The sequence below is a fragment of the Streptomyces camelliae genome, from assembly GCF_027625935.1.
Lineage (GTDB): Bacteria > Actinomycetota > Actinomycetes > Streptomycetales > Streptomycetaceae > Streptomyces > Streptomyces camelliae.
Genome location: NZ_CP115300.1, coordinates 7,598,305 through 7,622,975 on the forward strand (window position 1 = coordinate 7,598,305; position 24,671 = coordinate 7,622,975).

The 24,671-nt window shown below is 67.0% G+C and carries 17 protein-coding genes, 3 rRNA genes and 1 riboswitch; of the genes, 14 read left to right on the forward strand and 6 right to left on the reverse strand.

Annotation, left to right across the window (positions count from 1 at the left end):
* Window positions 1-13: 13 nt before the first annotated feature.
* A complete protein-coding gene (locus tag O1G22_RS34835; RefSeq protein WP_270084932.1) occupies window positions 14-463 on the reverse strand; it encodes a PTS sugar transporter subunit IIA in 450 nt (149 codons plus the stop codon).
* A gap of 546 nt (window positions 464-1,009) precedes the next feature.
* Here O1G22_RS34835 and O1G22_RS34840 point away from each other — a divergent pair.
* The 13 genes from O1G22_RS34840 to O1G22_RS34900 all read left to right on the forward strand — a co-directional run bounded on the left by O1G22_RS34840 (window position 1,010) and on the right by O1G22_RS34900 (window position 16,615).
* A 16S ribosomal RNA gene (locus O1G22_RS34840) occupies window positions 1,010-2,535 on the forward strand.
* Window positions 2,536-2,839: 304 nt separating this feature from the next.
* Window positions 2,840-5,962: ribosomal RNA gene (locus O1G22_RS34845) — 23S ribosomal RNA — on the forward strand.
* Between the two features lie 84 nt (window positions 5,963-6,046).
* Window positions 6,047-6,163: ribosomal RNA gene (rrf, locus tag O1G22_RS34850) — 5S ribosomal RNA — on the forward strand.
* Together the 16S, 23S and 5S rRNA genes form the textbook arrangement of a ribosomal RNA operon.
* 108 nt (window positions 6,164-6,271) lie before the next feature.
* Window positions 6,272-6,880 (forward strand): cardiolipin synthase ClsA, encoded by a 609-nt coding sequence (clsA, locus tag O1G22_RS34855; protein WP_225102348.1) that lies wholly within the window; start codon window positions 6,272-6,274, stop codon window positions 6,878-6,880.
* 115 nt (window positions 6,881-6,995) lie between these two features.
* Entirely contained in the window at window positions 6,996-9,491 is a 2,496-nt protein-coding gene (locus tag O1G22_RS34860; RefSeq protein WP_225102349.1) for a mannose-1-phosphate guanyltransferase, read from the forward strand.
* A gap of 134 nt (window positions 9,492-9,625) precedes the next feature.
* Window positions 9,626-10,543, forward strand: a complete 918-nt coding sequence (locus O1G22_RS34865; RefSeq protein ID WP_270084933.1) for a DUF881 domain-containing protein — start codon at window positions 9,626-9,628, stop codon at window positions 10,541-10,543.
* Window positions 10,540-10,872, forward strand: a complete 333-nt coding sequence (locus O1G22_RS34870) for a small basic family protein (RefSeq protein ID WP_031174261.1) — start codon at window positions 10,540-10,542, stop codon at window positions 10,870-10,872. Before O1G22_RS34865 ends, O1G22_RS34870 begins: the two co-directional genes overlap by 4 nt.
* Window positions 10,873-10,877: 5 nt before the next feature.
* The gene (locus O1G22_RS34875) at window positions 10,878-11,711 is read left to right on the forward strand and encodes a DUF881 domain-containing protein (protein WP_270084934.1); all 834 of its coding nucleotides are present in this window, start codon (window positions 10,878-10,880) and stop codon (window positions 11,709-11,711) included.
* Between the two features lie 148 nt (window positions 11,712-11,859).
* Window positions 11,860-12,735 (forward strand): zinc-ribbon and FHA domain-containing protein, encoded by an 876-nt coding sequence (locus O1G22_RS34880; protein ID WP_270086624.1) that lies wholly within the window; start codon window positions 11,860-11,862, stop codon window positions 12,733-12,735.
* 43 nt (window positions 12,736-12,778) lie between these two features.
* Window positions 12,779-13,516, forward strand: a complete 738-nt coding sequence (ftsR, locus tag O1G22_RS34885; protein WP_270084935.1) for a transcriptional regulator FtsR — start codon at window positions 12,779-12,781, stop codon at window positions 13,514-13,516.
* Window positions 13,517-13,624: 108 nt separating this feature from the next.
* Window positions 13,625-14,098 (forward strand): bifunctional nuclease family protein, encoded by a 474-nt coding sequence (locus O1G22_RS34890; protein WP_026253112.1) that lies wholly within the window; start codon window positions 13,625-13,627, stop codon window positions 14,096-14,098.
* A gap of 280 nt (window positions 14,099-14,378) precedes the next feature.
* On the forward strand, window positions 14,379-15,062 hold the full coding sequence (locus O1G22_RS34895; protein WP_270084936.1) for a MerR family transcriptional regulator: 684 nt from the start codon (window positions 14,379-14,381) through the stop codon (window positions 15,060-15,062).
* Between the two features lie 68 nt (window positions 15,063-15,130).
* Window positions 15,131-16,615, forward strand: a complete 1,485-nt coding sequence (locus tag O1G22_RS34900) for a DNA polymerase IV (protein ID WP_270084937.1) — start codon at window positions 15,131-15,133, stop codon at window positions 16,613-16,615.
* A 939-nt stretch (window positions 16,616-17,554) separates the two neighbouring features.
* Here the strand turns inward: O1G22_RS34900 and O1G22_RS34905 are convergent.
* Window positions 17,555-17,926 (reverse strand): PRC-barrel domain-containing protein, encoded by a 372-nt coding sequence (locus O1G22_RS34905; protein ID WP_225102354.1) that lies wholly within the window; start codon window positions 17,924-17,926, stop codon window positions 17,555-17,557.
* 119 nt (window positions 17,927-18,045) lie between these two features.
* Window positions 18,046-18,140, forward strand: a riboswitch (glycine riboswitch).
* Between the two features lie 174 nt (window positions 18,141-18,314).
* On the opposite strand from O1G22_RS34905, the gene gcvP reads away from it, so the two are divergent.
* Window positions 18,315-21,200, forward strand: a complete 2,886-nt coding sequence (gene gcvP, locus O1G22_RS34910; protein WP_270084938.1) for an aminomethyl-transferring glycine dehydrogenase — start codon at window positions 18,315-18,317, stop codon at window positions 21,198-21,200.
* A gap of 54 nt (window positions 21,201-21,254) precedes the next feature.
* Here gcvP and O1G22_RS34915 read toward each other — a convergent pair whose 3' ends face one another.
* Genes O1G22_RS34915 through modA form a run of 4 tightly spaced genes read right to left on the reverse strand, consistent with a single transcriptional unit; the run spans window position 21,255 to window position 24,532 of the window.
* The gene (locus O1G22_RS34915; protein ID WP_270084939.1) at window positions 21,255-21,674 is read right to left on the reverse strand and encodes a TOBE domain-containing protein; all 420 of its coding nucleotides are present in this window, start codon (window positions 21,672-21,674) and stop codon (window positions 21,255-21,257) included.
* Window positions 21,675-21,702: 28 nt separating this feature from the next.
* Complete coding sequence (locus tag O1G22_RS34920) at window positions 21,703-22,788, reverse strand: ABC transporter ATP-binding protein (protein WP_270084940.1); 1,086 nt, start codon at window positions 22,786-22,788, stop codon at window positions 21,703-21,705.
* Window positions 22,789-22,829: 41 nt separating this feature from the next.
* Window positions 22,830-23,690 (reverse strand): molybdate ABC transporter permease subunit, encoded by an 861-nt coding sequence (modB, locus tag O1G22_RS34925; RefSeq protein WP_270084941.1) that lies wholly within the window; start codon window positions 23,688-23,690, stop codon window positions 22,830-22,832.
* Window positions 23,687-24,532 (reverse strand): molybdate ABC transporter substrate-binding protein, encoded by an 846-nt coding sequence (modA, locus tag O1G22_RS34930; RefSeq protein WP_270084942.1) that lies wholly within the window; start codon window positions 24,530-24,532, stop codon window positions 23,687-23,689. The genes modB and modA overlap by 4 nt, the downstream gene beginning before the upstream one ends.
* Window positions 24,533-24,671: the final 139 nt, after the last annotated feature.

Here is a 24,671-nt window from a genome sequence, read left to right on the forward strand (position 1 = left end):
GGCGGCACTGCCGTCAGTTCCAGGTGAAGAGGCTGTCGCCGGCCTTCACGTCACCGTTCTCGCGGACGTCACCGAGGGACTCGGCCGTGGCTTCGAGCGCGACGACGGGGCAGACGGGGGATTTTCCGGCGTCCTCGACGGCCGCGGGGTTCCAGCGCACGACGGCCTGCCCGCGCGCCACGGTGTCGCCCTTGCTGACGAGCAGCTCGAAGCCCTCGCCATTGAGCTGCACGGTGTCGATGCCGAGGTGGGTGAGCACGCCGTGCCCCTCTGCGTCGACGACGACGAACGCGTGCGGGTGCAGCGAAACGATGACGCCGTCCACCGGGGCCACGGCCTCGGAGGGCTCGCGCACGGGGTCGATGGCGGTACCCGGGCCGACCATGGCCCCGGAGAAGACCGGATCCGGCACAGCGGCCAGTCCGATGGCGCGTCCGGCCAGAGGGGACGACACGGTGGTCATGGGAAGCCTCCCAGGAGTGGAGCTGCTTACGGGCCGTCACTGCATGTCCCTGACGGCACTGAGCAGCAGCGTATGTCATAGGAAGTTGGGGTTCCGTATGGAAGCTACCAGCTAGTGGTCTAGACCACCACCCCAGCGGATTTGCACCGCCTTCAAGGCTCCGTGTACAGTCGTACTCCTGCTTGGGGCGGAGCGACGTGAAAGCGTCCTCGCCCGGCAGCACCCAAACTCGTCAGATCCTATCTCTGGATCCGCTTCTGCATGTCTGCAGGAGGGTGGTCAGAGAGACGGAAAAACCCTGATAGAGTTTGAAACACCGAAGGGAAGCCCGGAGGAAAGCCCGAGAGGGTGAGTACAAAGGAAGCGACCGTTCCTTGAGAACTCAACAGCGTGCCAAAAATCAACGCCAGATATGTTGATACCCCGTCTCCAGCATCTGCTGGGGCGAGGTTCCTTTGAAATAACACAGCGAGGACGCTGTGTGCGAGAGGATCATTCCTCCTCTTGCACCGCTCTCGTGGTGTTCATCCCGATCACGGGAAAACATTCACGGAGAGTTTGATCCTGGCTCAGGACGAACGCTGGCGGCGTGCTTAACACATGCAAGTCGAACGATGAAGCCCTTCGGGGTGGATTAGTGGCGAACGGGTGAGTAACACGTGGGCAATCTGCCCTTCACTCTGGGACAAGCCCTGGAAACGGGGTCTAATACCGGATACGAGGTTCGGAGGCATCTCCGATCCTGGAAAGCTCCGGCGGTGAAGGATGAGCCCGCGGCCTATCAGCTTGTTGGTGAGGTAATGGCTCACCAAGGCGACGACGGGTAGCCGGCCTGAGAGGGCGACCGGCCACACTGGGACTGAGACACGGCCCAGACTCCTACGGGAGGCAGCAGTGGGGAATATTGCACAATGGGCGAAAGCCTGATGCAGCGACGCCGCGTGAGGGATGACGGCCTTCGGGTTGTAAACCTCTTTCAGCAGGGAAGAAGCGCAAGTGACGGTACCTGCAGAAGAAGCGCCGGCTAACTACGTGCCAGCAGCCGCGGTAATACGTAGGGCGCAAGCGTTGTCCGGAATTATTGGGCGTAAAGAGCTCGTAGGCGGCTTGTCACGTCGATTGTGAAAGCCCGAGGCTTAACCTCGGGTCTGCAGTCGATACGGGCTAGCTAGAGTGTGGTAGGGGAGATCGGAATTCCTGGTGTAGCGGTGAAATGCGCAGATATCAGGAGGAACACCGGTGGCGAAGGCGGATCTCTGGGCCATTACTGACGCTGAGGAGCGAAAGCGTGGGGAGCGAACAGGATTAGATACCCTGGTAGTCCACGCCGTAAACGGTGGGAACTAGGTGTTGGCGACATTCCACGTCGTCGGTGCCGCAGCTAACGCATTAAGTTCCCCGCCTGGGGAGTACGGCCGCAAGGCTAAAACTCAAAGGAATTGACGGGGGCCCGCACAAGCGGCGGAGCATGTGGCTTAATTCGACGCAACGCGAAGAACCTTACCAAGGCTTGACATACACCGGAAAGCATTAGAGATAGTGCCCCCCTTGTGGTCGGTGTACAGGTGGTGCATGGCTGTCGTCAGCTCGTGTCGTGAGATGTTGGGTTAAGTCCCGCAACGAGCGCAACCCTTGTTCTGTGTTGCCAGCATGCCCTTCGGGGTGATGGGGACTCACAGGAGACCGCCGGGGTCAACTCGGAGGAAGGTGGGGACGACGTCAAGTCATCATGCCCCTTATGTCTTGGGCTGCACACGTGCTACAATGGCCGGTACAAAGAGCTGCGATACCGTGAGGTGGAGCGAATCTCAAAAAGCCGGTCTCAGTTCGGATTGGGGTCTGCAACTCGACCCCATGAAGTCGGAGTCGCTAGTAATCGCAGATCAGCATTGCTGCGGTGAATACGTTCCCGGGCCTTGTACACACCGCCCGTCACGTCACGAAAGTTGGTAACACCCGAAGCCGGTGGCCCAACCCCTTGTGGGAGGGAGCTGTCGAAGGTGGGACTAGCGATTGGGACGAAGTCGTAACAAGGTAGCCGTACCGGAAGGTGCGGCTGGATCACCTCCTTTCTAAGGAGCACTTCTTACCGGGTTCGCTCGGTCAGAGGCCAGTACATCGGCGAACGTCCGGTGCTGGTTGCTCATGGGTGGAACGTTGATTATTCGGCACGGTCCAGGATGGACCAGGCGCTAGTACTGCCCCTTCGGGGCGTGGAACGCTGATCTGGTCGGCTGATCGTGTCGGGCACGCTGTTGGGTGTCTGAGGGAATGGTTTTTCCTCAGTCGCCGGCCCCAGTGCACTCGGACCGTTGGTTCGGGGTGATGGGTGGCTGGTCGTTGTTTGAGAACTGCACAGTGGACGCGAGCATCTGTGGCCAAGTTTTTAAGGGCGCACGGTGGATGCCTTGGCACCAGGAACCGATGAAGGACGTGGGAGGCCGCGATAGTCCCCGGGGAGTCGTCAACCAGGCTTTGATCCGGGGGTTTCCGAATGGGGAAACCCGGCAGTCGTCATGGGCTGTCACCCTTGCCTGAACACATAGGGCAAGTGGAGGGAACGAGGGGAAGTGAAACATCTCAGTACCCTCAGGAAGAGAAAACAACCGTGATTCCGGGAGTAGTGGCGAGCGAAACCGGATGAGGCCAAACCGTATGCGTGTGAGACCCGGCAGGGGTTGCGCATGCGGGGTTGTGGGATCTCTCTTCCACGGTCTGCCGGCCGTGGGACGAGTCAGAAACCGTTGATGTAGGCGAAGGACATGCGAAAGGTCCGGCGTAGAGGGTAAGACCCCCGTAGTCGAAACGTCAGCGGCTCGTTTGAGAGACACCCAAGTAGCACGGGGCCCGAGAAATCCCGTGTGAATCTGGCGGGACCACCCGCTAAGCCTAAATATTCCCTGGTGACCGATAGCGGATAGTACCGTGAGGGAATGGTGAAAAGTACCCCGGGAGGGGAGTGAAATAGTACCTGAAACCGTGTGCCTACAAGCCGTGGGAGCGTCGGAATGTGCTTGCACATTCTCGTGACTGCGTGCCTTTTGAAGAATGAGCCTGCGAGTTTGCGGTGTGTTGCGAGGTTAACCCGGGTGGGGAAGCCGTAGCGAAAGCGAGTCCGAACAGGGCGATTTTAGTAGCACGCTCAAGACCCGAAGCGGAGTGATCTAGCCATGGGCAGGTTGAAGCGGAGGTAAGACTTCGTGGAGGACCGAACCCACCAGGGTTGAAAACCTGGGGGATGACCTGTGGTTAGGGGTGAAAGGCCAATCAAACTCCGTGATAGCTGGTTCTCCCCGAAATGCATTTAGGTGCAGCGTCGTGTGTTTCTTGCCGGAGGTAGAGCACTGGATAGGCGATGGGCCCTACCGGGTTACTGACCTTAGCCAAACTCCGAATGCCGGTAAGTGAGAGCGCGGCAGTGAGACTGTGGGGGATAAGCTCCATGGTCGAGAGGGAAACAGCCCAGAGCATCGACTAAGGCCCCTAAGCGTACGCTAAGTGGGAAAGGATGTGGAGTCGCACAGACAACCAGGAGGTTGGCTTAGAAGCAGCCACCCTTGAAAGAGTGCGTAATAGCTCACTGGTCTAGTGATTCCGCGCCGACAATGTAGCGGGGCTCAAGCGTACCGCCGAAGTCGTGTCATTGCAGCATATAGCCCCAACGGGTGCTGTGATGGGTAGGGGAGCGTCGTCTGCCGGGTGAAGCAGCACCGGAAGGTAGTTGTGGACGGTTGACGAGTGAGAATGCAGGCATGAGTAGCGATTCACACGTGAGAAACGTGTGCGCCGATTGACTAAGGGTTCCTGGGTCAAGCTGATCTGCCCAGGGTAAGTCGGGACCTAAGGCGAGGCCGACAGGCGTAGTCGATGGATAACCGGTTGATATTCCGGTACCCGCTGTGAAGCGTCAAACATCGAATCCAGTGATGCTAAGCCCGTGAAGCCGCCTGCCCCCAGCTTTGCTGTGGGTGGGAGTGGTGGAGCCGGTGACCCGAGCTGGTAGTAGGTGAGTGATGGGGTGACGCAGGAAGGTAGTCCATCCCGGGCGGTGGTTGTCCCGGGGTAAGGGTGTAGGCCGCAAGGTAGGCAAATCCGCCTTGCATACGGCTGAGACCTGATGCCGAGCCGATTGTGGTGAAGTGGATGATCCTATGCTGTCGAGAAAAGCCTCTAGCGAGTTTCATGGCGGCCCGTACCCTAAACCGACTCAGGTGGTCAGGTAGAGAATACCGAGGCGTTCGGGTGAACTATGGTTAAGGAACTCGGCAAAATGCCCCCGTAACTTCGGGAGAAGGGGGGCCACGCCTGGTGATCCGATTTACTCGGTGAGCTGGGGGTGGCCGCAGAGACCAGCGAGAAGCGACTGTTTACTAAAAACACAGGTCCGTGCGAAGCCGTAAGGCGATGTATACGGACTGACGCCTGCCCGGTGCTGGAACGTTAAGGGGACCGGTTAGCTCACTTTCGGGTGGGCGAAGCTGAGAACTTAAGCGCCAGTAAACGGCGGTGGTAACTATAACCATCCTAAGGTAGCGAAATTCCTTGTCGGGTAAGTTCCGACCTGCACGAATGGCGTAACGACTTCTCGACTGTCTCAACCATAGGCCCGGTGAAATTGCACTACGAGTAAAGATGCTCGTTTCGCGCAGCAGGACGGAAAGACCCCGGGACCTTTACTACAGTTTGATATTGGTGTTCGGTTCGGCTTGTGTAGGATAGCTGGGAGACTTTGAAGCAGGCACGCCAGTGTTTGTGGAGTCGTCGTTGAAATACCAGTCTGGTCGTGCTGGATGTCTAACCTGGGTCCGTGATCCGGATCAGGGACAGTGTCTGATGGGTAGTTTAACTGGGGCGGTTGCCTCCTAAAGGGTAACGGAGGCGCCCAAAGGTTCCCTCAGCCTGGTTGGCAATCAGGTGTTGAGTGTAAGTGCACAAGGGAGCTTGACTGTGAGACCGACGGGTCGAGCAGGGACGAAAGTCGGGACTAGTGATCCGGCGGTGGCTTGTGGAAGCGCCGTCGCTCAACGGATAAAAGGTACCCCGGGGATAACAGGCTGATCTTCCCCAAGAGTCCATATCGACGGGATGGTTTGGCACCTCGATGTCGGCTCGTCGCATCCTGGGGCTGGAGTCGGTCCCAAGGGTTGGGCTGTTCGCCCATTAAAGCGGTACGCGAGCTGGGTTTAGAACGTCGTGAGACAGTTCGGTCCCTATCCGCTGTGCGCGTAGGAGTCTTGAGAAGGGCTGTCCCTAGTACGAGAGGACCGGGACGGACGAACCTCTGGTGTGCCAGTTGTTCTGCCAAGGGCATGGCTGGTTGGCTACGTTCGGGAGGGATAACCGCTGAAAGCATCTAAGCGGGAAGCCTGCTTCGAGATGAGGACTCCCACCCACTTGATGGGGTAAGGCTCCCAGTAGACGACTGGGTTGATAGGCCGGATCTGGAAGCCAGGTAACTGGTGGAGGTGACCGGTACTAATAGGCCGAGGGCTTGTCCTCAGTTGCTCGCGTCCACTGTGTTGGTTCTGAAACCACGAACAGCCCCATGTGCCACACATGGTTCGGTTGTCAGTTTCATAGTGTTTCGGTGGTCATAGCGTGAGGGAAACGCCCGGTTACATTCCGAACCCGGAAGCTAAGCCTCACAGCGCCGATGGTACTGCAGGGGGGACCCTGTGGGAGAGTAGGACGCCGCCGAACTTCTTTTACAGCTCCGGCTCTTGGGCACTGCCCAGGGGCCGGAGCTTTTTTGCGCTGAGGTAGGGTCAGGGGGCATCGTTGGTTCGTTTTCGCACAGGAGGCCCCCGGGTGGAGGTCCAGGAGACCCGTGTCCAGACAGACCGGGTCCTCACCATCCCCAACATTCTCAGCATGGCGCGGCTCGTCGGCGTACCCCTCTTCCTGTGGTTGATCCTCAGGCCCGAGTTCGGGGGTCCCAAGAGCGACGGCTGGGCTCTCCTCGTGCTGGCCTTCAGCGGCATCAGTGACTATCTCGACGGGAAGCTCGCCCGGCGCTGGAATCAGATCAGCAGCCTCGGCCGGCTTCTCGATCCAGCGGCCGACAGGCTCTACGTCCTTTCCACGCTGCTCGGTCTCACCTGGCGCGACATCCTGCCGATCTGGCTGACCGCTCTGCTGCTGGCGAGGGAACTGGTTCTCCTGGTGATGGTGGGAGTCCTTCGCCGGCACGGGTATCCGCCGCCGCAGGTGAACTTCCTCGGGAAGGCCGCAACCTTCAACCTGATGTACGCCTTCCCGTTGCTGCTCCTCAGTGACGGAAGTGGTTGGATCGCGTCACTCGCTGCTATTTTCGGATGGGCGTTCGCCGGATGGGGTACAACGCTCTACTGGTGGGCAGGAGTGCTCTACGTGGTACAGGTCCGCCGTTTGGTTCGGGCGGACAGCATGGCCGATTGAGCTCGGCGATTGTCCTGACGTTATGTCTCGATGGCCCGCAGCCGAAAAGTGCGGGACAATCAGGACGGGTGAAGTCGGCTAGACCGTCGTCTCTTGCGAGGAGGACGCTTCCGACATGAAGGCCGTCGTGATGGCCGGAGGCGAAGGCACACGCCTGCGCCCCATGACCTCAAGCATGCCCAAGCCACTCCTGCCCGTGGCCAATCGCCCGATCATGGAGCATGTGCTACGGCTGCTCAAAAGGCACGGGCTCACCGAGACCGTTGTCACCGTCCAGTTCCTGGCATCGCTCGTCAAGAACTACTTCGGCGACGGCGAAGAGCTCGGAATGGAGCTCACGTATGCCAATGAGGAGAAGCCACTCGGTACCGCCGGAAGCGTCAAGAACGCCGAAGAGGCGTTGAAGGACGATGCTTTCCTTGTCATCTCCGGTGATGCCCTGACCGACTTCGACCTCACCGACCTGATCAATTTCCACAAGGAGAAGGGCGCGCTGGTCACGGTCTGTCTGACCCGTGTGCCCAATCCGCTGGAGTTCGGCATCACCATCGTCGACGAGGAAGGCAAGGTCGAACGCTTCCTGGAGAAGCCGACCTGGGGTCAGGTCTTCTCCGACACGGTCAACACGGGCATCTATGTCATGGAGCCCGAGGTCTTCAACTATGTCGAACCGGATGTTCCGGTCGACTGGTCCGGTGACGTTTTTCCGCAGCTGATGAAGGAGGGCAAGCCGGTTTACGGCTATGTCGCCGAGGGCTACTGGGAAGACGTCGGTACCCACGAGAGCTATGTGAAGGCCCAGGCCGACGTGCTTGAGGGCAAGGTCAACGTCGACATCGACGGATTCGAGATCTCGCCGGGCGTCTGGGTGGCGGAAGGCGCCGAAGTGCATCCCGACGCCGTACTGCGCGGGCCGTTGTACATCGGTGACTACGCCAAGGTCGAAGCCGGCGCGGAGATCCGTGAGCACACCGTCGTCGGATCGAATGTCGTGGTCAAGAGCGGTGCCTTCCTCCACAAGGCCGTCGTGCACGACAACGTGTATGTCGGTCAGCACAGCAATCTGCGAGGCTGTGTCGTCGGGAAGAACACCGACATCATGCGTGCCGCCCGGATCGAGGACGGCGCGGTCATCGGTGACGAGTGCCTGATCGGTGAGGAATCGATCGTTCAGGGCAACGTCCGGGTGTACCCGTTCAAGACCATCGAGGCCGGCGCCTTCGTCAACACTTCGGTCATCTGGGAGTCCAGAGGCCAGGCCAATCTGTTCGGTGCCCGTGGGGTGTCGGGCATCCTGAACGTCGAGATCACGCCGGAGCTGGCGGTGCGGCTGGCCGGGGCCTACGCGACCACGCTGAAGAAGGGCTCCACCGTCACCACCGCTCGCGACCACTCCCGGGGCGCCCGTGCGCTGAAGCGTGCGGTGATTTCCGCGTTGCAGGCGAGCGCCATCGACGTACGAGACCTGGAGAACGTGCCACTGCCCGTGGCCCGGCAGCAGACAGCGCGCGGCAGTGCCGGCGGCATCATGATCCGGACCTCGCCCGGGGTGCCGGACTCGGTCGACATCATGTTCTTCGACGGGCAGGGCGCCGATCTCTCGCAGGGCGGGCAGCGCAAGCTGGACCGGGTGTTCGCGCGGCAGGAGTACCGGCGGGCGTTCCCCGGTGAGATCGGCGATCTGTACTTCCCGGCGAGCGTCTTCGACTCGTACACCGGCACGGTGCTGCGGAACGTCGACATCACCGGTATCGCCGAGTCCGGCCTGAAGGTCGTCGTGGACGCCGCCAACGGCAGTGCCGGGCTGGTGCTGCCCAGCCTGCTCGGCAAGCTCGGGGTGGACTCGCTGACCATCAACCCCGGTCTTGACGAGTCGCGGCCCACCGAGACGGCCGAGATGCGACGGGGCGGGCTGGTCCGGCTCGGCGAGATAGTGGCGTCATCGGGGGCCGCCTTCGGGGTGCGGTTCGACCCCGTCGGCGAGCGGCTGTCGCTCGTGGACGAGAAGGGCCGGATCATCGAGGACGACCGGGCGCTGCTGGTGATGCTCGACCTGGTGGCCGCGGAGCGGCGCAGCGGGCGGGTGGCGCTGCCGGTCACCACGACCCGGATCGCCGAGCAGGTCGCCGCCTATCACGGCACACAGGTCGAGTGGACCACCACCTCGCCCGACGACCTCACGCGCGTGGGGCGCGAGGAGGGGACGATCTTCGGCGGTGACGGCAAGGGCGGATTCATCGTCCCCGAGTTCAGCGGGGTCTACGACGGTACGGCGGCCTTCGTACGGCTGATCGGGCTCGTGGCTCGCACGCAGCTCACGCTCAGCCAGATCGACGCGCGCATCCCGCGGGCGCACGTCCTCAAGCGGGACCTGGCCACGCCGTGGGCCGTCAAGGGTCTGGTCATGCGGCGAGTGGTCGAGGCGGCCGGGGATCGCTTTGTCGACACGACCGACGGTGTGCGGGTCGTGGAGACGGACGGGCGCTGGGTGATGGTGCTGCCCGATCCGGCCGAGGCTGTCACCCATCTGTGGGCCGAGGGCCCCGACGACGCCTCTGCGCAGGCCCTGCTGGACGAGTGGTCGGCCATCGTGGACAGCGCCGGCCGGTGAGGAGCCCGCAACAGGGCGGCACCGTACCGAAGGCGTGAATCCACGCACGCGCGCGTGTCGGACAAGTGTCCCCATGGGGGCCTGTCCGGCACGTCCGTGGGGCCATTCGGAGGTACGGCCCGCGACATGCGACGATGTGCGGCATGCCGCAGCAACCCCCCGTTCGGAGCAGCCCTGTGCGGCCGCAGCGTCCGGACGCCTCCATGTCGTTGATCACCAATGTCATGGATCACAGCCTCGACGACGGGTACGCCGAGGCCGCCGCCCGGAAGAACTCCCAGGGCGAGGGCGGGCTGCCCAGGACGCTGCGGGCGAAGCTGGGCCTCGCGGGCGGTCTCGTCCTTGCCGCGCTCGTCGTGACCCTCGGTGCGGCGCAGGCGCAGGTGGCGGCGCCCGTCGTGGCCAAGGAGCGGCAGGAGCTGATCGACCGCGTCGACAGCGAGACCGCGAGTGCGGACAAGCTGCAGAAATCCGTCGACCAGCTGCGTGACGACGTCAGCGCGCGCCAGCGTGCGGCGCTGAAGTCCAGCGGCGGCAGCGCGCAGGCGGACCTGGTGGGAGTCCTGTCGGGGGCGACCGACGTGCACGGGCCGGGTGTCAAGCTCGTCGTGAACGACGCCAAGGAGGCCAGCACCGGCGGTGACGCGACCAGCCCGCGGGAGACCTCCGGTTTCTCCGACACCGGCCGGGTGCGCGACCGTGACATGCAGCGCGTGGTCAACGGTCTGTGGACGTCCGGGGCCGAGGCCGTCTCCATCAACGGGCAGCGGCTGACAGCCCTGTCCGCGATCAGGGCCGCGGGAGACGCGATACTGGTCGACAACAGGCCGCTGGTGCCGCCGTACACGGTGCTGGCGGTGGGGGACGGGGAGAGGTTGAGCACCGGGTTCCAGAACAGCGCGGACGGGCTGTATCTGCATGCCCTGGAGGAGAACTTCGGGATCCGCGCCACCATTTCCACCGAGGGCGACGTACGGTTGCCCGCCGCACCGAGTGTGATCGTGCGCACCGCACGGCCGAGCACCGAGAAGACTGAGAAGGGCACATCGTGATCGCCGTACTGGGCCTCGTCGTGGGAGTCGTGGCCGGCCTGTTGGTCCGGCCCGAGGTTCCGGCGGTTGTCGAGCCGTATCTGCCGATCGCCGTCGTGGCGGCGCTGGACGCCGTCTTCGGCGGCGTGCGGGCCATGCTCGACGGGATCTTCGACGACAAGGTCTTCGTGGTCTCGTTCCTGTCGAACGTCGTCGTCGCCGCCCTGATCGTGTTCCTGGGCGACAAGTTGGGTGTGGGCGCACAGCTGTCCACGGGTGTCGTGGTGGTCCTTGGCATCCGGATCTTCTCCAACGCCGCGGCGATCCGGCGGCACGTCTTCCGGGCGTGACAGGCATGAGCGAGCCGAACGAGCAGCCGGAGAACAGGCTGCGCAAGGAACTGCCGGCCGAGGTGCCCACGGAGGCCCCCGAGCCCGGCCCGGCGGCCGAGCGGCTTCAGGCGCCGCTGACCGGTCGACAGCGGCTGGTCAAGGGTCTGTGGCCGCCGCGTTTCACCCGAGCCCAACTCATCGTCGCCGTGCTGCTGTTCGGCCTCGGCTTCGGCCTGGCCGTGCAGGTGGCCTCCAACAGCGACACCGACAGCGCGCTGCGTGGTGCCCGGCAGGAAGATCTTGTGCGCATCCTCGATGAACTGGATGCGCGTACTCAGCGTCTTGAGGACGAGAAGCAGGGACTGGAAAAGCAGCGCCAGGAGCTGCAGAGCAGCTCCGACCAGGCGGCGGAGGCCCGTCGGCAGACGGCCGAGAAGGAGAGGCAACTCGGCATTCTGGCGGGCACCGTGGCGGCGCAGGGTCCCGGCATCACGATGACGGTCGAGGACACGAAGGGGACGGTCAAGGCGGACATGCTGCTCGACGCGGTCCAGGAGCTGCGCGCGGCCGGGGCCGAGGCGATCGAGCTCAACGGGGTGCGGGTGGTCGCGAGCACGTACTTCGCGGATGCCGGCAACGGCGTGAGCGTCGACGGGAACAAGATCAACGCCCCCTATCGTTTCCAGGTCATCGGCAAGCCGCAGGATCTGGAGCCGGCGCTGAACATCCCGGGAGGAGTGGTGCAGACCCTGGAGAAGGAGCAGGCCACGGTGACCGTCGAGGGCTCGGACAAGATCGTCGTGGATGCCTTGCGGCAGGCGAAGCGGCCTGACTACGCTCGGTCGTCCTCCCAGTGAACCGGCGGTGCATGAGGGGCGTCCGGCAGGGGCATGAGGTTGCGGGGGGTCGGCGCACTGAAGAGGTGGTGCGTGGTGGAAACTGTCCGGTGGATACGGACGTTGTGAGAATGTCCGGCTCAGCCGGTGAAGGCAATCAGGGTTCGTCCTGCCCCACGGGCGGGTCTGTTTCGGTCAAGGGGAATCGCCCGTGAAGTTGTTTGCGAAGTTGTTCGGCAAGAGCGCGCGAGAGGGGAGCGAGAACGCCACCGCTCGTCATCGCGCCCAGCCCGACGCGGAGGGCCAGCGCCCGCTGTTCCGGGACCAGGTCTCTGGTCCGGGCGGTGACATTTCCGGAGGCCAGGGCGGGGCGTCGGTTGACCCGTCCCAGTCCGGCGGCATAGGTTTCGGGCAACCGTCACCCTCGGGTACGGGTGGAGGGTTCGCCTCCGGTCCGTACGCGTCCAACGCCCCGGCGGGGCAGCCGCCGCAGGAGGATCCGTCCATGTCGGTCCTGGTGTGTACGAGGTGCGGTAACCGCAACGCGCAGAACGCCCGCTTCTGCTCCAACTGCGGCGCGCCGCTGCGCCCCGGGGTGACGCCGGAGCGTGCCTCCGAGACGACGTCCACGATCTCGATCTCCGGTCTGGAGGCCTACGACGCCGAGGTCACCGGCCAGACGCAGATCCCGACGCTGTCGCCGGAAGCGCAGGCCGCGGTGGACGCGCTGCCGTTCGGTTCGGCGCTGCTGGTGGTGCGCCGGGGACCGAACTCGGGCAGCCGCTTCCTGCTGGACGCCGACCTGACCACGGCCGGCCGTCATCCGCAGAGCGACATCTTCCTCGACGACGTGACGGTCTCGCGTCGCCACGTGGAGTTCCGCCGCTCCCCGGACGGCTCGTTCACCGTGGCCGACGTGGGCAGCCTGAACGGCACGTACGTCAACCGCGAGCCGATCGACCAGGTCGTGCTGCAGAACGGCGACGAGGTGCAGATCGGCAAGTACCGGCTGGTGTTCTACGCGAGCCGGCACCAGGGCATCTGACCCGCCCCCGGACCGGTGTCCGGGGGGACCCCAGGGAAGGTCCATGCTTCAAACACCGAGCGGCGGTGCCGGAAGCGGTACCGCCGCCAGGGACAGTGGACTGATGAGCATCGGCACGGTGCTGAATGTGCTGCGCGACGAGTTCCCCGAAGTCACCATCTCCAAGATCCGCTTCCTGGAGTCGGAGGGGCTCATCGAGCCGCAGCGGACCCCTTCGGGGTACCGCAAGTTCAGCGCCGGGGACGTAGAGCGGCTGGCGCACGTCCTGCGGATGCAGCGGGACCACTATCTGCCGCTCAAGGTGATCCGGGAGCACTTGGACGCCATGGAGCGCGGTGAGGCCGTCGAGCTGCCCGTCGTCGGGCGTCAGCGCACCCCGGAGGACCTCCAGATGCCTCCGGCAGGGCCCACGGTCGCCCGGGTCGGCCGGGCAGAGCTGCTGGCCGCGGCAGACGTCGACGAGGGCGAGCTGAAGGAGTGGGAGTCCTACGGGCTGATCGCTCCGCTGGCGGACGGGTCGTACGACGCCGAGGCCGTCACCGTGGCCGCGCTCGTCTGCGAACTGGGCCGGTTCGGGATCGAGCCACGCCACCTTCGGGTGATGAAGGCCGCCGCCGACCGTGAGGCCGGGCTCGTCGACCAGGTGGTGGCCCCGCTCAAGCGCCATCGCAACCCCCAGACCAGGGCGCTTGCCGAGGCCCGTACGAAGGAGCTGGCGGCGCTCACGGTGAAGCTGCACACGGCTCTGGTGAAGACCGCTCTCGGGGTGCGACTGCCCTGAGAGTGCCCTGATGGCCGGGGTCCGTCGGGCACCGGATCGCGCGGCGGATCGGGCACCTGTTCCCGGCCCGACTACCCAAAGGCAGCGGGCACGGCCTAGGGTTGCTGTGTGAACGAGCTCGATGTCGTAGGTGTCCGGGTCGAAATGCCCTCCAACCAACCGATCGTGCTCCTGCGCGAAGTGGGGGGCGACCGTTACCTCCCCATCTGGATCGGGCCGGGGGAGGCGACGGCGATCGCCTTCGCCCAGCAGGGCATGGCCCCCGCCCGACCGCTGACGCACGACCTGTTCAAGGACGTGCTGGAGGCCGTCGGCCAGGAGCTGACCGAAGTACGCATCACCGACCTGCGGGAAGGCGTCTTCTACGCGGAGCTGGTCTTCGCGAGCGGGGTCGAGGTCAGCGCCCGTCCCTCCGATGCCATAGCGCTGGCTCTGCGCACCGGGACGCCGATCTACGGCAGTGACACGGTGCTGGACGACGCGGGCATCGCCATCCCGGACGAGCAGGAGGACGAGGTGGAGAAGTTCCGCGAGTTCCTCGACCAGATCTCGCCCGAGGACTTCGGCACCAGCAGCCAGTGATCCGCGTGTGGCCACCGGTCACGCACGAGCGGTGACCACGAACGGGCGCGTACGGCGACTGCGGTGAGCCCCGTGTGGGCCGGTGGGCGGGCATTTGCCACCGGCCATTGAGAGCGTCCTACGGCTTCCCGCGAGCGCATTCGGCTAGCCTTTCCCCGCGGTGGGACACGGGAAACCACTCCTTGGGTGATTATCACTCGGCGTGCCGAGTGTGGCGATCGTTGACGCACCCCTGGTGACTGCCTACCGTCGAGAAGGCAGGTCAAGGACGGAGGTCGGCGTGAGAACGAGCGGCGACGGTACGGCTGGGGGTGCCCCCGGACGCGGGTTCGGGGAGAGCGGTCCGTACCCTCCCCCGGGTTCTCAGCTGCGTTCGAACGGGGGGTACCCCCAACCGGGCAGCGCGGTCGATCACGCTCGGCAGCGGCCGACGGCGGTGCCGGAGGGCGGAGGGGCGGCGGCGATGACGTCCGAGCAGATCGGCTACCGCGGGCCGACGGCGTGCGCGGCCGCAGGCATCACCTACCGGCAGCTGGACTACTGGGCGCGCACCGGCCTGGTCGAGCCGAGCGTGCGGCCCGCCTACGGGTCGGGCACCCAGCGGCTGTACAGCTTCCGGGACGTGGTCGTCCTGAAGATCGTCAAGCGCTTTCTGGACACCGGGGTCTCGCTGCAGAACATCCGCACGGCCGTCCAGCACCTCAGAGAACGCGGTTTCCGTGACCTGGAGCGGATGACCCTGATGAGCGACGGCGCCACGGTCTACGAGTGCACCTCCCCGGACGAGGTCCATGCCCTGCTCCAGGGCGGTCAGGGCATCTTCGGGATCGCTGTCGGCGTGGTGTGGCGGGACGTGGAAAGCGCGCTCTCCCAGCTGCACGGTGAGCGCATCGACACGGGCGAGACGCTCGTCGGGCACAACCCGGCCGACGAGCTGGCCCGCCGGCGCAACCGGGCGGTCTGAGCGCCGTATCGCGCACGGTCGTCCTCCGCACCGCGGCATTGTCAGTGCCGTGGTGCAGCATCGGAGATGTGAGACGCGCGCCGACCATCCTCCATCTCGACATGGATGCCTTCTACGCCTCTGTGGAGCAGGCATCCAAGCCGAGCCTGCGCGGGAAGGCGGTCGTCGTGGGCGGGCTCGGTCCGCGTGGGGTGGTGGCCACCGCGTCGTACGAGGCCCGGGTCTTCGGGGTGCACTCGGCGATGCCGATGGGCCAGGCCCGTCGGCTGGCGCCCAACGCCGCGTATCTGGTGCCGCGCTTCGGTCTGTACCGGGCGATCAGCGAGCAGGTGATGGCGCTGCTGCGGGAGCTGTCACCGCTCGTGGAGCCGCTGAGCCTGGACGAGGCGTTCGTGGACCTGGAGGCCGGCGGGAGGGCCTGGGACGCGGAGTCGGCGCGGCTGACCGGGATCAAGCTGCGGGCGGACATCCGGGCGGTCACCGGTCTCACCGGGTCGGTGGGGCTCGCCGCCTCCAAGATGCTCGCGAAGATCGCGTCGGAGCAGGCCAAGCCGGATGGGCTGATGCTCATAGAACCGGGGACGGAGCGGGCGCTGCTGGGGCCGATGCCGGTGCGTACGCTGCCGGGGGTGGGACCGGCCACGGGGGACCATCTGCGGCGGGTCGGGATCACCACGGTCGATGAGCTCGCCGAGGCGGGTGAGGACGAGCTGGTACGGCTGCTCGGCAAGGCGCATGGGCACGCGCTGTACGCCATGGCACTGGCGCATGACGAGCGGCCTGTGGTGGCCGAGCGCGAGGCGAAGTCGGTGTCGGTAGAGGACACGTACGACGTGGACATCCATGACCGGCTGCGGATCGGTCTGGAGGTGCAGCGGCTCGCGGACCGGTGTGTGGGGCGGCTGCGGGGTGCGGGGCTGTCCGGGCGGACGATCGTGCTGAAGGTGCGACGGTACGACTTCTCGACCCTGACCCGCTCCGAGACGCTGCGTGGGCCCACGGACGATCCGGCGGTCGTGCGGGAGGCGGCCGCGCGGTTGCTGGACTCCGTGGACACCACGGGTGGGGTACGGCTGCTCGGGGTGGGTGTTTCCGGGCTCGCCGATTACACGCAGGAGGATCTGTTCGCGCAGGCGTTGCCTGTGCCTGCGCCTTCGGCGGAGGAGCCGGAGGGGGGTGTGGGTGAGGTCGCTCCCGAGCGGCCGGTGGCTGTCGAGCGGCAGTGGCGGGCCGGGCAGGATGTGCGGCATGCCGAGTATGGGCCCGGCTGGGTGCAGGGGAGTGGGTTGGGGCGGGTGACGGTGCGGTTCGAGACGCCTCAGTCGGCTCCGGGGCGGGTGCGGACGTTTTTTGTGGGGGATCCGGCGCTGGAGTCTGCCGAGCCGTTGCCGTTGGTTGCGGACGCTGCCCACCCACCCGCCCGTCTCGGTCAGTCAGACAGTGACCGACACGGGGCTCCGCCCCGGACCCCGGACGGGGGCGCTGGCGCCGACGGGTGGGGCGGGAACCGGGAACAGGCTTCGGACGCGACTCGGGTTCCCGACGGAGCCTGAGCCGCGGATGAGGCTCAGGCCCCGGGCGCGGCTCCGGCTCCAGGTGAGGCTGAGGTCTCGGGCGCAGGTCAGCCTTCGTCCGAGGCTCCGGCCCCGCGGGACGCTCGGGCTTCGGACGGGGCTCGGGCTCTGGGCTTGGGGTCGGCGCCGGACGGAGCCGAGGTCGTCTCGGGTGATGCGTGGGTTCCGGTCGACGCCCTGGCCACGGAAGCGGGTCGGGCTTCGGAAGCCGGGGCCCAGGCCCCGGACGAAGCTGAGGTCTCGGGTGAAGCTCGGGGCTCCGGTCGCGGGTGAGATGTCGGATGGGGCTTGGGCCTCGCAGGAGGGTTGGGCTTCGGGTGTGTCTCAGGTCCCGGACGGAGCTTAGGTCTCCGGTGAGGCTTGGGTTCTGGTCGAGGCTCGGGTGTCGGGTGAGGGTGGGCTTCGGGTGTGGTTCAGGCTCCGGGCGAAGCTGAGGTCTCGGGTGAAGCTCGGGTTCCGGTCGCGGTTGGGGGTCGGGCCCTTGGTGAGGCTTGGGTTCCGGTCGAGGCTCGGGCGTTGGGTGACGGTCGGGCTTCGGGTGTGGTTCAGGCTCCGGGCGAAGCTGAGGTCTCGGGTGAAGCTCGGGTTCCGGTCGCGGTTGGGGGTCGGGCCCTTGGTGAGGCTTGGGTTCCGGTCGAGGCTCGGACGTTGGGTGACGGTCGGGCTTCGGGTGTGGTTCAGGCCCCGGACGGAGCTCAGGTCTCGGGTGAAGGTTGGGTTCCGGGTGGCGTCCGGGTCCGTGATGAAGCCCCGCCCGTAATGAAGCCCGTCTGTGAGAAGCCCCCCGTGGTGAAGCCCCGCCTGTGATGGCCCTGGCCCCTGATGGAGCCCCGACACCTGGACGGAGACCGGGGCTCTGAAGAAGCCCCGGTCTCTGGTGAAACGCCGGGGGCACAGTGGGGTCGGGGCGGCGGAGGGTCATGGTTCCTCTGAGCCTGCCAGTTTGCCGAAGTCGTGGTCCGGGAGGGAGGGCGGTGGGGCCGTGTCCAGGCCGTAGTGGTGGTAGAGCTGGAGTTCCTGGTCGGGGGAGAGGTGGCGGCCCACGCCGAAGTCCGGGGCGTCCTTGATGAGAGCGCGGTCGAAGGGGACGTGGAGGGTGCCCTCGATGAGTTCGCTCGGTTCCAGGGGGACGAAGGCGTCGCGGGAGAACAGGCCGGTGCGTATGGCCGCCCACTCGGGTACGCCGGTCGCGTCGTCCAGATACACCTCGTCGACGGTGCCGATCTTGGTGCCGTTGCGGTCGAACGCCTTGCGGCCGATCAGGTTGCGCGGATCGATGTCGGTCTGCACGGTCCCTCTCCCTCCACGTGGTCGCAACTCATCCGTAAGCACTACAAAAGAGCACATTCGCGGAGGCGGCCACTCGAAGGCTCGGGCGTTGACCTCGCTGGTAGTCTGACAACGGCTGCTGAACCCGTGCGGGAGAGTCCTCCGACCACTTCGGAGGCGCCGAAGGAGCAAATCCTCCCCGGAATCTCTCAGGCTCACGTACCGCACGGACGAGGTCACTCTGGAAAGCAGGGCGGGTGTCGACGGCTTCCGCCCTCACCGACGGTGAAAGCCGGGACCTTCGGGCGCCCGGTGAAGCTCTCAGGTTGAGATGACAGAGGGGGAGGCCGTCGGGGCACCCGTGCCGTGGTGTCCCTCGAAGGTCGCGTCAGACCAGGAGGCCTCCGCAATGACCGCCCATCGCCCCTCGCTCTCCGAGCTCGAACAGGGCATCCCGTTCGAGCAGCGTCACATCGGGCCCGACCAGGAAGCGCGGGCCAAGATGCTCGCGCACATCGGTTACGGTTCGCTGGACGAGCTGACCGCCGCCGCCGTGCCGGACGTGATCAAGAACGCCGACGCCCTCGATCTGCCGGACGCCCGCACCGAGGCCGAGGTGCTCGCCGAGCTGCGCGGGCTGGCCGACCGTAACCAGGTGCTCGGCTCGATGATCGGGCTGGGCTACTACGGGACGTTCACCCCGCCCGTCATCCTGCGCAACGTCATGGAGAACCCGGCCTGGTACACGGCCTACACGCCGTACCAGCCGGAGATCTCCCAGGGGCGGCTCGAAGCGCTGCTGAACTTCCAGACCATGGTCGCCGACCTCACCGGCCTGCCCACCTCCGGCGCCTCCCTCCTCGACGAGGGCACGGCCGCCGCCGAGGCGATGGCGCTGTCCCGGCGCATGGGGAAGAACAAGAAGGGTCTCTTCCTCGTCGACGCGGACGCGCTGCCGCAGACCATCGCCGTCATCGAGACCCGTGCCGAGCCGACCGGTGTCGAGGTCGTCGTCGCCGACCTCAGCGAGGGCATCCCGGCCGACATCGCCGCGCGCGAGATCAACGGCGTGCTGATCCAGTACCCGGGCGCCTCCGGTGCCGTACGCGACATCAAGCCGGTCATCGACCAGGCTCACGAGCTCGGCGCGCTCGTCACCGTCGCCGCCGATCTGCTCGCCCTGACCCTGCTGGTCTCGCCGGGTGAGCTGGGCGCGGACATCGCCGTCGGCACCACCCAGCGCTTCGGCGTGCCCATGGGCTTCGGCGGTCCGCACGCCGGCTACATGGCCGTACACGAGAAGTTCGCGCGCAGCCTGCCCGGCCGGCTCGTGGGCGTCTCCGTCGACGCCGACGGCAACAAGGCCTACCGGCTCGCGCTGCAGACCCGTGAGCAGCACATCCGCCGCGAGAAGGCCACCAGCAACATCTGCACCGCCCAGGTGCTGCTCGCCGTGATGGCCGGCATGTATGCCGTCTACCACGGGCCGGACGGGCTCCGGGCCATCGCGCAGCGGACGCACCGGTACGCCACGATCCTCGCCGAGGGGCTGAAGGCCGGCGGTGTCGAGCTCGTGCACGGTGCCTACTTCGACACCGTCACCGCGCGCGTGCCCGGCCGGGCCGCCGAGGTCGTCGCGGCCGCCCAGGAGAACGGCGTCAACCTGCGCCTGGTCGACGCCGACCATGTCTCCGCCGCCTGCGACGAGACCACCGACCGGGCTCAGCTGGGCGTCGTCTTCGCCGCCTTCGGTGTCAAGGGCGACGTCGAGGCGCTGGACGCGACCGCCGCCGACACCCTCCCCGAGGGGCTGCTGCGCGGTGACAGCTACCTCACCCACCCGGTCTTCCACCAGCACCGCTCCGAGACCGCGATGCTGCGCTACCTGCGCAAGCTCGCCGACCGCGACTACGCGCTCGACCGCGGCATGATCCCGCTGGGCTCCTGCACCATGAAGCTCAACGCGACCACCGAGATGGAGCCGGTCACCTGGCCGGAGTTCGGGCAGCTGCACCCGTTCGCCCCGGCCGAGCAGGCCGAGGGCTACCTCACGCTCATCCACGAGCTGGAGGAACGTCTCGCCGAGGTGACGGGATACGACAAGGTGTCCCTCCAGCCGAACGCCGGCTCCCAGGGCGAGCTGGCCGGGCTGCTCGCCGTACGCGGATATCACCGGGCGAACGGTGACGAGCAGCGCACCGTCTGCCTGATCCCGTCCTCCGCGCACGGCACCAACGCGGCCAGCGCCGTCATGGCCGGCATGAAGGTCGTCGTCGTCAGGACCGCCGAGGACGGCGAGATCGACGTCGAGGACCTGCGCGCCAAGATCGAGCAGTACCGCGACGAGCTGGCGGTGCTGATGATCACGTACCCGTCGACGCACGGCGTCTTCGAGGAGCACGTCGCCGACATCTGTGCCCGGGTGCACGAGGCGGGCGGCCAGGTGTACGTCGACGGCGCCAACCTCAACGCGCTGGTCGGCCTCGCCAAGCCGGGCCACTTCGGCGGTGACGTCTCGCACCTGAACCTGCACAAGACCTTCTGCATCCCGCACGGCGGCGGCGGTCCCGGCGTCGGCCCGGTGGCCGTACGGTCGCACCTGGCGCCGTATCTGCCGAACCACCCGCTGCAGCCGGCGGCGGGCCCGGAGACGGGGGTCGGACCGATCTCGGCGGCTCCCTGGGGCTCGGCGGGGATTCTGCCCATCTCCTGGGCGTACGTCCGGCTGATGGGCGGCGAGGGCCTCAAGCGGGCCACGCAGGTGGCCGTGCTGTCGGCGAACTACATCGCCAAGCGCCTGGAGCCGCACTACCCGGTGCTCTACACCGGCCCCGGCGGCCTGGTCGCGCACGAGTGCATCATCGACCTGCGTCCGCTGACCAAGGCGACCGGCGTGAGCGTCGACGATGTCGCCAAGCGGCTCATCGACTACGGCTTCCACGCGCCGACGATGTCCTTCCCGGTGGCCGGCACGCTGATGATCGAGCCGACCGAGTCGGAGGACCTCACCGAGCTGGACCGGTTCTGCGACGCGATGATCGCCATCCGCGCGGAGATCGAGAAGGTAGGCGCGGGCGACTGGCCGGCGGAGGACAACCCGCTGGCGAACGCTCCGCACACCGCCGCCGCGCTCGGCGGTGACTGGGCGCACGCCTACAGCCGCGAGGAGGCCGTCTTCCCGGCCGGTGTCTCGGCCGCCGACAAGTACTGGCCGCCGGTGCGCCGTATCGACCAGGCCTTCGGCGACCGCAACCTGGTCTGCTCCTGCCCGCCGCTGGACGCGTACGAGGACTGAGCGATCGGTGGTTCTCAGGGCCCCGTCCGGTTTCCGGGCGGGGCCCTCGCCCTGTCACGCCGTCGCGAGAGCCACCTCGGTCGCCTTGATCAGAGCGACCACGTCGGAGCCGACGAAGAGGCCGAGGTCGGTGGCCGCGTCCTTGGTGATCGCCGCGGTCAGTTCGCCGCCGTCGACGGCGATCTTCACGGAGGCCATGGCGGCGCCCGTCGTGAGGCCGGTGACCGCGCCGGGAAGCTGGTTGCGGATCGACAGGCCCTGGAGCCGGCCGGTGGCGAGGGAGACCTCGGTCGACTTCACCAGGGCACGGACGGGCGTGCCCGGGGCGAGGGCCAGGTCCTCGGCGGACTCCTTGGTGATGGCCGCCGTGAGGTCCTGACCGCCGTCCAGCCGGAGTTTCACGGTGGCCATGGCCTCGCCGGTGTGGACCTCGGTGACGGTGCCGGGGAGCTGATTGCGGATGCTCAGGGTCATGGCCCCACACCGTAGTGCGCAGGGGCGTTCAGGCCGGGTATGCGTGGGTCTGCGTCGCTTTGACCGTCGCCCAGACTGGTGCACCCGGGTGCAGATCCAGCTCGGCGGCGGCGACCGTAGTGAGGTCGGCGGCGAGCGGCAGTTCACCGGTGAGGTCCGCGCGGATCTGGTCGCCGTGCGCCTCCAGCCCCTCCACCTCGCAGCGCCACAGGTTCCGGGCACTGGCGCCGGTCGGCCGGTCCCGGAAGAGGGTGACGGCGGCGGGCGGGAAGGCCACGAAGACGGGTCCGGACAGGTCTTCCGTGGTCGTGATGGACGGCCCGGCGTCGAGCCGTACCGCATGTCCGTCCGCCTGCCCCCGGTAGAGGTTGAGGCCGACGAGCTGGGCGATGTAGTCGGTGCGCGGGTGGCGGGCGATGTCGGAAGGGGTGCCCTCCTGGACGACCTGGCCGTCCTCGATGACCACCAGCCGGTCCGCCAGCACCATCGCGTCCAGCGGGTCGTGGGTGACCAGGACGGCGACCGCCTCGAACCGGGCCAGGTGGCGGCGGAGCTGGGCCCGGACCTCCAGGCGGGTGCGGGCGTCCAGGGCGGCCAGCGGCTCGTCCAGGAGCAGCAGCCGGGGCCGGGTGGCCAGGGCCCTCGCGAGGGCCACCCGCTGGGCCTGCCCGCCGGAGAGCCTGCGCGGCTTGGCGTGGGCGTGGTCGGCGAGACCCATGCGGTCCAGCCACGCGGCGGCCTGGGCACGGGCCTCGGCCTTGGAGACGCCCTGGCAGCGCGGCCCGAAGGCCACATTGTCGAGGGCGGTCAGGTGCGGGAAGAGCAGATAGTCCTGGAAGACCACACCGACCGGGCGGGACTCCGGGCGCAAGCGCTCCAGGGAGGCGCCGTCCAGCCGCAGATGCCCGTCGGAGAGCGGGACCAGACCGGCCAGGGCCCGCAGGGCGGTGGTCTTGCCGGCGCCGTTGGGACCGAGCAGGGCGACGACGTCCCCGGGAGCGGCGGTGAGGGGCACGTTCAGGCGGAAGGAGCCCCGGTCGACGACGAGGCGGGCGTCGAGGCCCTCGTCGCCCGCCTGCCGGCGGCCGGCTGCGGGGGCGTCGATGTCGGTCACAGGACGGTACGGTCGCACATGCGTCGGGTCGGCTGCCACGCTCACGCTCCCGTCATCCAGCGGTCCCGCAGCCCCGCCAGTACCGCGATCGACACGGCCAGCAGGACCAGGCTGAGGGAGATGGCGGCGTCGGGGTCGTTCTGGAGGGCGAGGTAGACCGCGAGGGGCATGGTCTGGGTGCGGCCGGGAAAGTTGCCGGCGAAGGTGATCGTCGCGCCGAACTCGCCGAGCGCACGTGCCCAGGCGAGGACCGCGCCGGCCGCGATGCCGGGGGCGATCAGCGGCAGGGTGACCCTGCGGAACACGGTGAAGCGGGACGCGCCGAGCGTCGTCGCCGCCTCCTCGAAGCGCGGGTCGGCCGCACGCAGGGTGCCCTCGACGCTGATGACCAGGAACGGCATCGCGACGAACGCCTCCGCGATCACGACCCCGGCGGTGGTGAACGGCAGCGTGATCCCGAACCACGAGTCCAGCCACCTGCCGACCACCCCGTTGCGGCCCAGGGCCAGCAGCAGGGCCACACCGCCGACCACCGGGGGCAGGACGAGGGGCAGGGTCACCAGGGCCCGTACGAACCCCCGGCCGGGAAACTCCGTGCGGGCCAGCAGCCAGGCCAGGGGCACGCCCAGGACGAGGCTCACGGCCGTCGCCGCCGTGGCGGTGACCAGGGACAGCTGGAGCGCCTGCCACACCTCGGTGCCGGCCAGCTGGTCCGGCAGGGTGCGCCAGGGCGTGCGGACGAGCAGCGCGAGCAGCGGCAGCAGGAGGAACGCCAGCGCCAGCAGGCCCGGCAGCAGCAGCGGCAACGGCACCCCGCGCCGGGCCCCCGCGCCCACGCGGCGACGCCGCGGCCGGTCCGTGCGGGGACCGGTCGCGGCGCCGGGCTTGAGAGGCGAGGTCACGGCTGGAGGAACCCGGCCCCGCTCAGCACCTTCTGGCCCTCGGCGGACTGCACGAGGGCGATGAACGCCTTGGCGGCCTCGGCGTTCGGCGCGTTCTTCAGCAGCACGATCGGGTAGTCGTTGATCGCCTTCGCCGCCTCGGGGAACTCCACGCCCTGCACCTTGTCACCGGCGGCGTGCACATCGGTCTTGTAGACGACCGCGGCGTCGGCCTCCTTCAGCTCCACCTTGTTCAGGGCGCTCTTGACGTCCTGCTCGTAGGAGACCGGGGTGAGCTTGAGGTGGCCGGCGTCCAGGGCCTTCTGGGCGGCGGCACCGCACGGCACGGTCTTGTCGCACAGCACGACCTTCAGCCCGGACCGGGTGAGGTCCTTCAGCGAGGCCACCTTGTGCGGGTTGCCCGGCAGGGTCGCGATCTCCAGCTGGTTGCGGACGAAGGTGGCCGGGGTGCCGGCGGCGTCCTGCTTGTCCGTGACGATCTTCATCGTCTTGGGGCTGGCGGCGGCGAAGACGTCCGCCGGGGCGCCGCCGGTGATGCTGGCGGCCAGGGTGTCGCTGCCGCCGAAGTTGAAGGTGACCTTGGTGCCCGGGTGCTGCTGCTCGAACTCCTTGCCCAGGGCCGTGAAGCTCTCCTTCAGGGAGGCGGCGGCGAACACGGTGACGTCGCCGGAGAGCTTCGGCGAGGCCGAGCTGCCGGTGCCCGTGGACTTGGCCGAGTCGGCCGAGCCGGACGAGCCTGACGAGTCGGAGGACGAGGAGCAGGCGCTGAGGGACAGCAGGGCGGCGGCTCCCGCACCGGCAACCTTCAGCATGCGCCGGGTGCGGCGCACGGAACGGGTCATCACGGGTGTACTCCTCGCGTTCTGTGGAACAAGTGTCGCGCCCTGTCACGGACGGCGGAACCCGGCCGTGCGGCGATGATACTGCCGCATCTACCAGCCGTAAGTCTCCTGTCGCATCGCATGAGCTGCGAACTTGTGA